The organism is Pigmentiphaga sp. (assembly GCF_019689535.1).
Lineage (GTDB): Bacteria > Pseudomonadota > Gammaproteobacteria > Burkholderiales > Burkholderiaceae_B > Pigmentiphaga.
On record NZ_JADGHH010000095.1, the window covers coordinates 1 to 13184 of the forward strand.

A 13184-nucleotide genomic window follows, 5' to 3' on the forward strand; every position below is an offset into this window, starting at 1 on the left:
TTGAAGTTGTCAATTAAATAGTATATAAAATCAACTATATTGGATAACCGCGAGCACGAGAGCATGAGCGAACTCCTGATAGAAAACCGCGGCGCCGTCCGTGTCCTGACGATGAACCGGCCGGAGAAGCACAACGCCCTGAATACCCCCCTGACGCAGGCGCTGCTGGACGCCCTTCGGCAGGCCGATGCCGATGCCGGCGTCAACGCCGTCGTGTTGACCGGTGCCGGCAAGTCGTTCTGCGCCGGCGCCGACACGTCGGAATTCAGCACCCTGGTGCCCGAGGATCCGCACGCGGTCAATGCCCGTGCCGACCTGACGACGAACCTCCATATGGTTTTTTCCCGGATGTCCAAGCCCGTCGTGGCTGCCGTACGTGGCAATGCCCTGGGCGGCGGCGCCGGCTTGGCCATCGCGTGCGACTTGACGGTGATGGCCGAGAACGTACGCTTCGGCTATCCTGAGCTCAAGCATGGCATCGTCGCCGCGGTGGTGATGTCCAACCTCGTGCGCCAGCTGGGGCGCAAGCACGCCTTCGAACTGCTGACCATGGGCGAACCCATCAACGGCGCCCGGGCGCTGGAGCTTGGGTTGGCGAACCGCGTCGCTCCCGAGGACAAGGTGCTCGACGTCGCGCTGGAAATGGCAGAAAAATTGGCTAGCTGGAGCCCGATCGCGATGGGCACCACCAAGCGCCTGTTCCACCGGGTGGCCGAGCTCACGCTGGAGGAAGGGCTGGCCGCCGGGCGGGACGTCAACGTCATCATGCGGGGTTTCCGCAAGGCCGCGAAATGACTCGTCCGCTGGAAAACATCACCATCCTGGATTTGTCCCGGGTCCTGGCGTGCCCCTTCGCCACCATGATATTGGCGGAGCTCGGCGCGACGGTCATCAAGGTCGAACAGCCCGGCAGCGGCGACGAGACCCGCAGCTTCGAGCCCAAGGTGCAGGGCGAGGGCGGTGAGGAGTCTGCCTATTACATGGCGTTCAACCGCAGCAAGAAGTCCATCACCGTCAATTTGCGCAGCCAGGAGGGGCAGGACCTGATTCGCCGCTTGAGCGCGCAGGCCGACGTCGTGCTCGAGAATTTCCCCGTAGGGACGCTCAAGCGCTACGGCCTGGATTACGCCAGCCTCTCCAGGGAAAACCCGCGCTTGGTTTACGTCTCCTGCACAGGGTTCGGCATGACGGGCCCGTACGCCCCGCGCAAAGGGTATGACACCGTCTTCCAGGCCATGGGAGGCATCATGAGCCTGACCGGGGAGCGGGGCGGCGGACCGGTCAAGCCCGGCCTACCCGTGGCGGACCTGACATCCGGTTTGTGGGTTGCGATCGCCATCCTGTCATCGCTGATGGGACGGCAGGCAACAGGCAAGGGCTGCCACGTGGATTTCTCCATGCTCGACGGCCAGGTGGGGTTGCTGTCGCTGGCGGCGGCGCGGTATTTCGCCTTGGGGGAAGTGCCTCCGCGGCTGGGTACCGAGCACCCGGGTAGGGTCCCGTCGGCGGCATTCCGCTGCCGGGACGACAAATGGGTACAGGTCACGGGCAGCGACCAGCACTGGAAACCCTTGTGTGAACTGCTCGGCCTGCACGAATGGGCCAATGACCCCTCGCTCGCCAAGAACATTGACCGGGTCAATCGTCGCGAAGAGGTGATGGCAGGCCTGTCGGCGGCGATCGCTCGCTTCGACCGCGACGAATTCTGCCGCCTCTGCGACGAAGCGAAGATACCTGCCGGCCCCATCCTGAGCGTGGACGAAGTCCTCAGCAACGAGCACGTCCTGGCGCGCGGGATGGTGCGGGAGTTCGAGCATCCGCTCATCGGCAAATTCAATGCACTGCCGGTGCCGTTCAAGTTTCAAGGCTTCGAGGACCCCAGCCTGGGGCGACCGCCCCTGCTGGGCGAGCATACGGAGGAGGTCCTGGCTGAGAGGCTGGGACTGGGGCCCGAAGAAATCCAAGCGTTGCGGGAAAGGAATGCCATCTAGCGGGCGGCAAGTGCCCGGAACATGGCTTAATCAGGAGACATCCATGACACTGTTCAAGAAGTCGTTGTTGGCGGCAGCCCTGGCATTGGCTGCCTCGGGAGTAAACGCCCAGGCGTATCCCAGCAAGCCGATCGTACTAGTCAATCCGTACGCGGCCGGCGGGCCCGCCGACCTGGTGGCGCGCAATTTGGCCAAGGAATTGTCGGCCGAGCTGGGCCAGCAGGTGGTAATCGAGAACAAGGCCGGCGCGGGCGCCACGATCGGCGCGGCTCACGTGGCGCGCGCCGAGCCTGACGGCTACACCCTGTTGTTCGGTACGGCGGCCGCGCACATCGTGACGCCGCTGATCCAACCCGTTCCGTACGACGGTATCAAGGACTTTGCCTTCATCGGCCTGGCGGCCAACCAACCGAACCTGCTGGTGGTCCATCCGTCCGTCAAGGCCAATAATGTCAAAGAATTCATCGCGCTCGCCAAGAGCCAGCCCGGCAAGCTGAACTACGGCTCCTCGGGTACCGGCACCTCGCCCCACCTGGGGGGGGAACTGATCAAGCAGGCCGCGGCGATCGACATGGTTCACGTGCCGTACGGCGGCGCCGCGCCGGCCATCACCGATCTGGTGGCAGGTCGCCTGCAGGTGGGCGTCATGAATCTGTCGGGAGAACTTCCCTACGTCAAGGCTGGCAAGCTGAGGGCGCTGGCCTACGCTTCGAAGTCGCGCTCGCCCCTGTTGCCTGACGTGCCGACCTTCGCGGAGGTCGGCCTGGGAGGCGCCGAGTCTGCCTCGTGGTACACGGTGGCTGCTCCCAAAGGAACGCCTGCCGAGATCATCAACAAGCTCAACGCGGCGCTCAACGTCGTGGCCCAGAAACCTGAATATCGCAAGCAAATGGAGGCACAGGGCACCGAACTGGCGACGCTCACTCCGGAAGAAACCACGCGTTTCGTGTTGGAGGATGCGACGCGCACCAAGGACCTCATCAAAGCCGCCAACCTCAAATTGCAATGATGACGAACGCCGCCATTGCCCCCGCCGTTCGCCGCGGCGGGGACGCCACGATAGACCGCGTGGACATCATCCCGTGCTCGCAGCGCCAGGACGATCCGACCTGGCGCTTCGCGCGGGGTGTCATCACCCACGTGGACGGCTGGATCGTAGCCCTGGCCGCGCGCAACGGCCAGGTGGGCTATGGGCACGTGCTGGGAACGCCCATTTTCAAGCCTGATACCGCCCGTATCGAGCCGGCACTGGAGGCGCTCCGGCGCGAAGCACTCGGCCAGGACGCTTTTAGCCTGGAGACGCTCCACCGGCGCCTGGAGGCGGCCGCCGGGGCGGAGGTTTGCGCGCTGTCGGGGTTCGTGTGTGCCATTTATGACTTGCAGGCGCGCATGCTTGGCCTGCCATTGCACATGCTGCTGGGCGGCAAGGTGCGGGACAAGGTCGAGGTGTCGCGCCTCGTGTCGATCAAGTCGCCAGAAGAGATGGCGGCGCAGTCGGCCAAGCTGGCCGGACAGGGCTATCGCTATCTCAAGCTCAAGCTCAGCGGCGAGCCGGACCTGGATGTCGCACGGGTCCGCGCCGTGCGCGAGCGGCTGGGCGACTCAGTCACGTTGACCGTGGATGCCAACCAGGCGTATCGGGCCGACGATGCCATTCGCGTGTGTGGCGGGTTGCGGCCGTTGGGTGTCGTCCTGATGGAGCAGCCGGTGCCGGCAGACGATATCGACGGATTGCGCCAGGTGCGCGCAGCGGGCGTATTGCCCATCGAGGCGGACGAAGCCATCGGCGGGCTGTCCGGCCTGGTACGCCTGATCGGCATGGGGGCCGCCGACTCGTACAACCTCAAGATGCACTATTTCGGGGGCATCCGGAATACGCTGACCGCAGTCCGCATCTGCGAAGCGGCGGGCGTCGGGTATCGGTTCGGCGCGATCTTCGGCCCCCGCCTGTTGGCTGCCCAGGGCACGCACCTGGCTAGCGTGGCGGGCAACATTCATGCGGGAGCCGAGCTGGCCGAGTTCGACCATCTGCTGGACGATCCCTTTGCAGGCCTGGAGGTGGAGGCAGGCGCATTGACCGTTCCTGATGGCGTCGGAACGGGCGTGACGTATGCTCCGTCTTCCGTGGCCTGATCCTGCCAGCGCGCGGCGTGCCGCAACGATGATGTGCGGCACGCCGCGGTAGCCGGGGTGCCGGCGAAGATTCAGCGGACGCAGGATCCGGCTTCGGCCAGGGCAGCTTCCGTTTCGCGTACCAGGCGCTCCACGAGTTCTCCCGCCGGCTCCAGCGTATCGATCAGGCCGGCGCATTGTCCCGCCTCGACCTTGCCTTGCTCGATGTCGCCGTCTTTGGCCGCCTGCCGCAGCGAGCTGCGGGCGAAAAGGGCGTTCAACTCTTCATCGCTGGCGCCTGCGGCCACCGCAGCCTCGTACTCGGCGGAGAACGCGTTCTTCACCATGCGGATGGGCGAGCGTCCGCGGCCGACGATGGCCGTGTCGCCGATGCCGGCTTTCAGCACCATTTCTTTGTAGGCGGCATGCAGGCCCGCCTCCGGCGTGAGCATGAATCGCGTACCGAGCTGGGCGCCGCTCGCGCCCAGTGCCAGCATGGCAGCGATGCCGGCCCCGTCGGCGATGCCGCCGGCGCCCACGACCGGCACTGACACCGCCTTGACCGTGGCGCGCACCAGGACCACGGTGCCGACTTCATCCGGCCCGGGGTGGCCGCCTGCCTCGCCTCCTACGGCGATGACCGCGTCCACGCCGGCATCTTCGGCTTTCTTGGCGTGGACCGGATTGGCCGTGACGTGGATCCAGGTGACGCCGGCATCTTTGAAGCGGGCGATGTGAGCCTTGGGCCCCCCTTGCGATGCGATGAGGATGGGTACGCCCATTTCGAGGACGATGTCCAGGTACTCCGCGGACCGCTTGTTATAGAGCGGGACGTTGACCGCGAAGGGCTGGTCGGTATTGGCCCGGACCTTGGCGATGGCTTCCCGCAAATCGTCCGGATACATCGGGCCGGCGGCGATGACCCCCAGCCCTCCCGCACGCGATACGGCCAGCGCCAGCTCGGCGTTGGACGAAGCCCAGCTCATGCCGCCCTGGATGATGGGGTGGCGAATGCCGAGGAGTTTGGTCAGTCGAGTGGAAAGCATGGTCGGAAATGAGGAAATGGATGCGATTCTTGAGCGCGCGTCGTCCTTACGAGGCGCGGATCCGGTCGTTGACGTCGCGCGCGGCCCGCACGGCGTCTTGCATGGTCATATCGTAAGCTTGCTGGAACGCCTGCTTGGACGCCCTCAGGCCGGCAGGGGCGAACTGCGCCAACCGCTCGGCCAGGGCGAGGGCGGCGGCATCCAGCTCCTCGGCCGGAACGATTTTGTTGATCATGCCGAGCTCGTAGGCACGCTCGGCGCTGATCGGGTCTCCTGTTGCGATCAATTCGAATGCGGGCTTGGGGCCGACCTGCCGGATGAGGTTGGGGATCAGGACGCCGGCCGAGATGCCATGCTTGACTTCGGGGTAGCTGAATCGCGCGGCAGGCGAGGCGACGACCAAGTCGCACCCCAGCGACAGCCCGGCGCCGGCCCCGACCGCAGGACCGTTGACGGCGGCGATGACTGGGGTGCTGATACGGGCGACGATGGTGTTGATCTCCACCAGCAAGTCGGCACGTGCCCGGAGCAGGTCGGCGCGGTCGCGCGGGATGGCGCGGAGTTCTTCCAGGTCCGCGCCGGCGCAAAAGCATGTGCCACGCGCCCCGATCACCACGCAGTGGATGTCGGCGTCGGCATCGGCGTCGCGCAATGCTTGGATCAGTCCGCGCATCATGGCGGTATCCAGCGCATTGCGCTTATGGTGGCGGTTCAGCGTCAGCAGCAGGACATGGCCGCGGCGTTCGGCCAGCAGGGCATTTTCGTCGACCATGGGAAAGCCTTTCTCGTCAAATTAGTTGATAAATTAAACTAAATAGTTAACTTTGTCAACTTTATGGCCGAGGTGCCTTGGAGGGCAGGGGCAAAGCTGGCTCGTCTCGGCTGGAATGCTCCAGCGGGTTCGCCGCATGCCCTGGCTCCAGCAGGCGGCGTCCGGCAATTTGCCGCTTGCCTAGATGCCGAGCAGCTCGCAGGCTGTTTCGAAGAGCGGGTCTCCGGGGGTCGAGAGTCGATCGCAGATGTCCAGGTGGTGGCAGTTAGGCAGCTCCAGCGTACGCGAGACATTGCGCGGCCAGCAGGCGGCGATCAGGCCCGTCTGGCGCCGGAACTCGTTGGTTTCCGACGCGCCCACGGCCGCCACCATTTGCGTCTTACGCTCCGGGGTGAAATACGCAGGCGAGAGCTTGGCCACCTGTTCGGGCGTCAGCCCAAGGTTGGCCAGGAACGGCGCCATTGCGACCGGCTCGAGGTCATACAAGCCGCTGAGGGCCAGCCCGGCCGATATGAGGTCGGCGGGCAGGTCGGGGGCCCATTCCTGCCAGCGTGCGCCCACCATCATCGCGGTGAGATGGCCGCCCGCGGAGTGACCGCTCGTGACGATGCGGCGTGCATCGAAGCCCAGTTCGCCGGCGTGGCGGTACAGCCAGGCGTGGGCTCGCAGCATTTGCCGCACGATTTCTTCGATCGGGGTGGCCGGAGCAAGCCCATAATCCAGGATGGCGACGGCAGCGCCGCGGGCGACGTAGGCGGGCGCGATCCACGAAAAATCCGACTTGCCGAGTGCGCGCCAGTAGCCGCCGTGGATGAATACGAGCAGCGGGGCGCCGAGTCGACGCGACGGGAAAAAATCGAGCGTTTCCGCCGGCGCATCGCCATAGCGCAAGCCGAGCTGGGCGCTTTGCACGCGCCGGGCCAGGGCGCCGTCGGCGGCCCAGCGGGCGGTGTAGCTGGCGTGGTCGGGGATGCGGGCGAGGTTGTTGTATTCGCTTTCGCAAAATGCGGGCGTGAAGGCAGGATGGTCGTGCAGGGGGTGGACAGGCATGATTCGAATTTGGCGTCTGGGCCGGGATCGGCCGGAAGATGCGGCCTCGAAGGCCGGTTGCAAGTTTAACCACTCTGCTCGGGGAAGGTGCCGTCGAGGTAGTACCAACGTCCGTTTTCACGCACGAATCGGCTGATCTCGTGCAGGCGGTGCGCCCGCCCGGCCAGTTTGCTGCGGGCGACGAACTCCACGGTGGCGTGGCCCGCGTCGTGTTCGATGCTGCGGCGGATTTCCAGCCCCAGCCATTTGAGCCCCGGCGGGTCGGCGTCCAGCATGGGCGGCCGGGTGGACGGATGCCAGGTTTCCAACAGGTAGTCGTGCAGGCCGAGCACATAGGCGCTGTAGCGGGATCGCATCAACGTTGGTGCGTCGGGCGCCTGCAGGCGCATCGTGCCACCGTGCCAGCGGCCGCAGCACGCGGGGTAGGGCTGCCCCAGGCCGCAAGGGCACATTTGTTCTACATTAACGGCTGGTTTCATTCGCTCCGATACCCTGCCATGTTGTTTCTTCTCTCTCCCGCCAAGAAGCTGGACTATGACACCCCTGCGCACGTCGAGACCGCCACCCAGCCCCTGTTCGTGGAGCAGGCCGAGCAACTAATTTCCGTGCTCAAGGCCAAGTCGGCCAAAGACATCGCCGCGCTCATGGACCTGAGTCCTGCATTGGCCGAGCTCAACGTGGCGCGCTATGCCAAATGGACGCCCAAGTTTACGGCCGAAAATTCCAAGCAGGCCGTGCTGGCCTTCAATGGCGACGTGTACGAGGGGCTGCAGGCCGGTAGCTTGACGGCCAAACAGCTCGAATGGGCGCAGGAGCACGTGGTGATCCTGAGCGGACTGTATGGCGCGCTTCGTCCGCTCGACCTGATGCAGCCGTATCGCCTGGAAATGGGCACGCGCCTGGAGACGTCCAAGGGCAAGAATCTCTACGAGTACTGGGGCACCACGATTTCTGACTACCTGAACCAGCGGCAGGAGGGCGACAAGCAGCCCGTCGTGGTGAACCTGGCCTCCGAGGAATACTTCAAGGTCGTGGACCGCAAAGTCCTGAAGGCCCGCGTGATTCAGTGCGTGTTTGAGGATTGGAAGGGCGGGGCTTATAAAGTCATCAGCTTCCACGCCAAGCGTGCACGCGGCCTGATGGCCCGCTATGCCATCGAGCACCGCATTGCCAAGCCGGAAGGCTTGCAGGGCTTCGATTCTGAAGGCTATGCCTACGATGCCGCGGCGTCGTCGGCCGACAAGCTCGTGTTCCGGCGCCGTGCCGCGTAGGCTTGCTGCGCGGTTCAGCGCAGCAGCCGAAGCCCGTTGAACACGACCAGCAAGCTCGCTCCAGCGTCGGCGAATACGGCCATCCACAAGGTGGCGTCGCCGGTGAACGTCAGGGCGAAGAAGGCGAACTTGACCGCCAGGGCGAAGGCGATGTTCTGACGCAGCACGCTCCCGGTGCGCCGGGAGAGGCGGATGAATTCGGGAAGCTTGCGCAAGTCGTCGTGCATGAGGGCGACGTCCGCGGTTTCGATGGCCGTGTCCGCTCCGGCCGCGCCCATGGCAAAGCCGATGTCGGCGCGTGCGAGCGCCGGTGCGTCATTCACGCCATCGCCTACCATGCCCACCGGGCCTTTCATCGCGAGCTCCTCGACGGCGACGAGCTTGTCCTGCGGAAGCAGTTCGCCGCGAGCATGTTCGATGCCCAGGTCGTCAGCCACGGCACGAACCGTGTCGGCGTTGTCGCCCGAAAGCATGACCGGCTCCACGTTGAGCCGGCGCAAGTCTGCCAACGCCGCGCGGCTGGTCTCGCGCGCCGTATCGGCTACGGCGAGCACTGCGACGGCCACGCTTTCCTCGCACAAAATGACGGTCGTCTTGCCCTGGCGCTCCAGGGTTTTCATCGTCGTTTCCAGCATGGCGTCCACGGCCCCCAGCTCGTGAGCCAATCGCAGGTTGCCTAGGCCGTATGCCTTGCCGGCTATACGGCCGGTGACGCCGAGGCCGGGTCTCGAGGCGAAGTCTGTGACGGGCAGTAGTTCGCCATGGTGGGCAGAGACGATCGCGTGCGCGATGGGATGAGATGACAAGGCATCGAGGCTGGCCGCCAGTTGCAATGCCAGCGCGGTGGTCATGGGTGTGGCAGCGAGCGGCACGACGTCCGTCAGCACAGGTTTGCCATGGGTGAGCGTGCCGGTCTTGTCCAGCGCCAGCCAGCGCAGGCGCCGGCCTTGTTCGAGATAGAGCCCTCCCTTGATCAGGATGCCGCGCTTGGCGGCTGCCGTCAGCCCGCTGACGACGGTGACCGGCGTGGAAATGACTAACGCGCACGGGCAGGCGATGACGAGCAGGACCAGGGCGCGGTAGATCGAGTCCAGCCAGGTCATGCCGAAAGCGAGCGGGCCGGAGAAGGCCACCACGAGGGCGACCGCGAAGACGGCGGGCGTATAGATGCGTGCGAATTGGTCGATGAAACGCTGTGTAGGCGCGCGCTTGCCCTGCGCTTCCTGGATGGTCTGGGCGATCCGGTCCAGCATGGAGTGGCCGGCGCTTGCCGTGACGCGGTACTCCAGCACACCCTCCTGATTGATGGTGCCCGCGTAGAGCGTGTCGCCCACCTGCTTGTCCACCGGCATGCTTTCCCCGGTGATGGCGGATTGATCGACGCTGGAGGCGCCGCGCAGCACGATGCCGTCCAACACGATGCGTTCGCCCGGTCGCGCGCGCACCTCGGCGCCAACGGGTATGAGACGGGCCGGAGACTCCCGCCAGGCTCCGTCGCCCTGCTTTACCAGGCCTTGTTCGGGCGCGAGCGCCGTAAGGCTGCGGATCGCGTTGCGCGCGTGGGTCAGGCTCAGGGCCTCGATCATCTCGGCCAAGCCGAACAGCCAGAGCACCATGGCCGCCTCTGGCCACTGGCCGATCAATGCGGCGCCGATCACCGCTACCGTCATGAGCAGGTTGATGTTGAGCGTAAAGTGCCTGAGCGCCAGCCAGCCCTTGCGCAGCGTGGGGATGCCACCGAGGAGGATGGCGGCCAGTGCGATCGCGATGACCGGAAGCGAATCGTCGCTGCCGGAGGCATACGCCCATGCTTCGGCGCCGATCGCGCAGAGCCCCGCCAGGCCCATCCTGATCCAGGGGGGGCGCTGTGTGGCCGGTTCGCCTGCGGCGGCTGGGCTACCGTCTTCGAGCAGTACCGGTGACATGTTCAACCCGGCGATGGCCGCCATGATGGGCCGCGGGTCGTCCAGCACGTGTCCGACCTTCAGCGTGCGCTGGATGAGGTCGAAGGAGAGCGTATGCACGCCGTGCAGCGACTCGAGGGCCTTGCGCAACAGTCGCTCTTCGGTCGGGCAGTCCATTTGCTCGATCCTGAACAGGGATTCCCTTAAAGGACGGCTCGCGTCGACGGACGGCGCGCGGCCGGCCCCCGCAGGGGCGGCGTGGCGGTCGCCTTGGCACTGGGGACAAGATTCCGACATCCATGGACTCCAGCAATCGTTGCAGTCATTGGAAACCCTGTAGCGGGTACAGGGTCAAGCGGCCATGCCTCGGCATGCATGCGCAGTGCCAATGGCGTAAGCTAGACGGACGGAAACCGCCAGGGGGTTCGATGAAGATAGGCGAACTGGCAGCGCGCACGAATACGCCCGTCGAGACGATCCGCTATTACGAGCGCGAGGGATTGCTTCCGCCTCCGGGGCGGACGGCCGGCAATTATCGCGTTTACGGCGAGCCGCACGTGGAGCGGCTGCAATTGGTGCGCAATTGCCGGGCGCTGGACATGACGCTGGGCGAAATCCGGCGCCTCTTGCACGCCTGTGACTCGCCTGCCGACAACTGCGCCGAGATCAACGCGCTGCTGGACGAACATATCGAGCACGTCGCGACCCGGATCGCCGAACTCAAGGCGCTGCAGAAGACGCTCAAGGCGCTGCGCAGCCAGTGCCGCGGGAATCTTTCTGCGAAGGACTGCGGCATCTTGCAGGGGCTCTCGGCATCGCCCGAGCCCGCCCGTCGGACCGTGGAGCATAAGCACGGGCTATTGGGGCCGACGCATGGTTGACGGGCGCCGGGCGGAAGCAGCGGTGCCCAATCTTTCATCGTCCATTCTAAGTCGTTGTCGGGAAAGGTTTTTTTTGGGTAGTCCCAAGGCTGTCCACGCAGTTGTCCACACTCTGCGTGGGTAACTGGGGACAAACCGGCAGTCAGGCGCGTGCCGGCAGTAATTTGCGAGATGCCACCACGAAGCCGGCCGACGCGATGGTGGCGGTGACCAGCAGCGTCATCGCGGCGGGCAGGGGCCCGAAGTGGTCGGTCATGGCGCCGGTTGCCATGGTCCAGGCGTTCCCGACGTAGCCGGCGACGTAGAACAGCGAGACCATCAGGCCGCGCCGGTGCGGCGGGGCGATCTGGTTGACGACTCCGGCTGCTCCGATGAACGCGGCGCCGAACCCCAGGCCGGCGACTAGCACGGCAATGCCCATTAGCCAGGGTAGCGTGCCCAGCAGTGAGGCGATGGCGCAGGCCAGACCGCACGCAAAGAGCACATGGCCGCGCCGGAACGCGGAAGAGCTGGGCATGCGCTGGCTCAAGAATTGCGCCGCGCCGGCGCAAGCCGACATGATGGAGCTGGCATAGCCGCTCACGGCATAGTCGTGGATGCCGAGCAACTTCTCCCCGAGGGATGGCCCCATCGCCATCAGTGTCGAGCCGACGCCCCAGAGCATGGACAGCGTGAGGCAACTCAGCAACATGAGCTGGACGACGCGTCGCCTGGGGATTGGCCGGGACTGCGCCGGCTGGCCAGGTTGGATAGATCGCGCCGGGGCGGCCGACGCGGCGGAAGCCAGCGGTACGCGCCACAAGCCGTAGGCGGAGACGAGGGCCAGCGAGACGATCGCGACGAAAGGCGCGACCAGCGGGTAGAAGTCGTTTTGCAGCGCCAATCCGCTCAGAATCGGTCCGAGAATGCCACCTGCAGTGAACGCGGCGGTGCCTAACAACGCGGCCCGTTGCTTGTGCTGGGGCGGTTCGATTTCTATCAGCGTGGTGTTGGCGGCGCCTGTCAAGGCGCCGGTGCCGAGCCCGGCAAGCAGGCGCCCGGCCAATAGCGTGGCGAGGCTATGGGCCGAGGCGAGCAGTATCGCGCCTGCGGCTGCAATCGCCAGCGCCGGGATCATCAGCTTGCGACGATCGCGTATGCGATCCGTGAGTTTTCCACCTATCAGCAGCGCGCCGAGCACGCCCACGACGTAGGCGAAGAAGATCGCCGTGGTCGTGAAAGAGGGCAAATGCAATTGCGCCTGGTAGATCGGGTAAAGCGGCGTAGGGATGGTGCTGCCCATGACGCCGGTCATGAGCGACAACGTGACGATCGCGCGGATCTTCCAAAGTGCGCGCGGCGCAAACGAGGATGGTTCGGAATTCAAGCAACTGGGCCTACGATGTGTCGCCGGTTGCCAGGCCGCGAGATTGGCCGGAACTGCGGGCTCATAAGTCTACACGCTTCGCATGGTACGGCCGGGCGCGTGTGCGCAGCGCGTTGGCGTGCATCGAAAAAATACGGTATAGTTTTGGCCTACCTTTTTCTTGGGGCGGTAGCTCAGCTGGGAGAGCGTCGCGTTCGCAATGCGAAGGTCGGGAGTTCGATCCTCCTCCGCTCCACCAAGATTCAAGAAGCCGCGTTGGGTTTGCCGGTGCGGCGAGAAAACCGACCAATAGGTCGGTTTTTTCATTTCCGCGTTTGATGCGAGCCCCCAGGTGCCGCGCGGCAATTTCCTCGAATGAGGCGCGGAAAAGACCGGAGTTTGCCTAACGCCTGTCGATAGCACGCCGCTGTCTACCGGTTTGTGTTTGTCTTGCCTGGCCCGCCGGCGATCGATGCAGCTGTCCAGGCTGCAGTGAGGAAATGATGGATTTTTGGGTTCCCGCAGTCTTTGGTGCGTTCAAACTCATCGTGTTGTTTACGTGCATGTTTTTCGCCGTGAAGTCCCATTACGATGAGGCAAGAAAGGCGAGGGAGAATAAGCAGGAGTTGAACCAACCGTAGCATTGCCCCGTTTGCCGGGGGGCGAACCGCACAGAGCCAGAAAAAACAATACCCGGCTTTGCCTCCCGGTTTCTTCCGTTTTCAGTTCCTCACGGCGAGCTTTTTTCGCTTGTCCATCCTTCCCCACGCGAACGCCGCCTCCCCTCCGTCCTGTGCGGCACTTTCCAGTTC

General features: G+C 64.9%; 12 protein-coding genes and 1 tRNA gene. 7 read left to right on the forward strand and 6 right to left on the reverse strand.

Translation table 11 applies throughout. The features are described 5' to 3' along the window. The first annotated feature begins 63 nt into the window (after positions 1–63). From IRZ12_RS09890 to IRZ12_RS09905, 4 genes are read left to right on the forward strand one after another with little or no spacing between them, the layout of a single operon-like run. Positions 64–795, forward strand: coding sequence for an enoyl-CoA hydratase/isomerase family protein (locus IRZ12_RS09890; protein ID WP_296467877.1), 732 nt, complete (start codon positions 64–66; stop codon positions 793–795). Beyond that, positions 792–1991 carry a CaiB/BaiF CoA-transferase family protein gene (locus IRZ12_RS09895; protein ID WP_296467879.1) on the forward strand — a complete coding sequence of 400 codons (1200 nt, stop codon included), beginning with the start codon at positions 792–794 and terminating at the stop codon, positions 1989–1991. The genes IRZ12_RS09890 and IRZ12_RS09895 overlap by 4 nt, the downstream gene beginning before the upstream one ends. A 43-nt stretch (positions 1992–2034) precedes the next feature. Then, entirely contained in the window at positions 2035–3000 is a 966-nt protein-coding gene (locus tag IRZ12_RS09900; protein ID WP_296467881.1) for a tripartite tricarboxylate transporter substrate binding protein, read from the forward strand. Further along, the gene (locus tag IRZ12_RS09905) at positions 2997–4124 is read left to right on the forward strand and encodes a mandelate racemase/muconate lactonizing enzyme family protein (RefSeq protein ID WP_296467883.1); all 1128 of its coding nucleotides are present in this window, start codon (positions 2997–2999) and stop codon (positions 4122–4124) included. Before IRZ12_RS09900 ends, IRZ12_RS09905 begins: the two co-directional genes overlap by 4 nt. A 71-nt stretch (positions 4125–4195) precedes the next feature. Here the strand turns inward: IRZ12_RS09905 and IRZ12_RS09910 are convergent, their stop codons facing one another. The 4 genes from IRZ12_RS09910 to IRZ12_RS09925 form a co-directional block, all read right to left on the reverse strand. Beyond that, positions 4196–5149, reverse strand: coding sequence for a nitronate monooxygenase (locus IRZ12_RS09910; RefSeq protein WP_296467885.1), 954 nt, complete (start codon positions 5147–5149; stop codon positions 4196–4198). Positions 5150–5195: 46 nt separating this feature from the next. Beyond that, on the reverse strand, positions 5196–5921 hold the full coding sequence (locus IRZ12_RS09915; protein ID WP_296467887.1) for an enoyl-CoA hydratase/isomerase family protein: 726 nt from the start codon (positions 5919–5921) through the stop codon (positions 5196–5198). 180 nt (positions 5922–6101) lie between these two features. Continuing rightward, positions 6102–6971: an alpha/beta hydrolase gene (locus tag IRZ12_RS09920; protein WP_296467890.1), complete on the reverse strand. Its 870-nt coding sequence runs from the start codon at positions 6969–6971 to the stop codon at positions 6102–6104. Positions 6972–7036: 65 nt separating this feature from the next. After that, a complete protein-coding gene (locus IRZ12_RS09925; RefSeq protein WP_296467892.1) occupies positions 7037–7450 on the reverse strand; it encodes a YchJ family metal-binding protein in 414 nt (137 codons plus the stop codon). Positions 7451–7468: 18 nt separating this feature from the next. Here IRZ12_RS09925 and yaaA point away from each other — a divergent pair, with 18 nt between their 5' ends. Then, a complete protein-coding gene (yaaA, locus tag IRZ12_RS09930) occupies positions 7469–8242 on the forward strand; it encodes a peroxide stress protein YaaA (protein ID WP_296467894.1) in 774 nt (257 codons plus the stop codon). A gap of 14 nt (positions 8243–8256) precedes the next feature. Here the strand turns inward: yaaA and IRZ12_RS09935 are convergent, their stop codons facing one another. Beyond that, entirely contained in the window at positions 8257–10323 is a 2067-nt protein-coding gene (locus IRZ12_RS09935; protein ID WP_296467896.1) for a heavy metal translocating P-type ATPase, read from the reverse strand. Between the two features lie 251 nt (positions 10324–10574). Between IRZ12_RS09935 and cadR the strand changes: the two genes are divergently transcribed. Next, the gene (cadR, locus tag IRZ12_RS09940; RefSeq protein ID WP_296467899.1) at positions 10575–11027 is read left to right on the forward strand and encodes a Cd(II)/Pb(II)-responsive transcriptional regulator; all 453 of its coding nucleotides are present in this window, start codon (positions 10575–10577) and stop codon (positions 11025–11027) included. Between the two features lie 142 nt (positions 11028–11169). Here cadR and IRZ12_RS09945 read toward each other — a convergent pair whose 3' ends face one another. Next, complete coding sequence (locus IRZ12_RS09945; RefSeq protein WP_296467902.1) at positions 11170–12393, reverse strand: MFS transporter; 1224 nt, start codon at positions 12391–12393, stop codon at positions 11170–11172. A 162-nt stretch (positions 12394–12555) separates the two neighbouring features. On the opposite strand from IRZ12_RS09945, the gene IRZ12_RS09950 reads away from it, so the two are divergent. Next, positions 12556–12631, forward strand: a tRNA-Ala gene (locus IRZ12_RS09950). Positions 12632–13184: the final 553 nt, after the last annotated feature.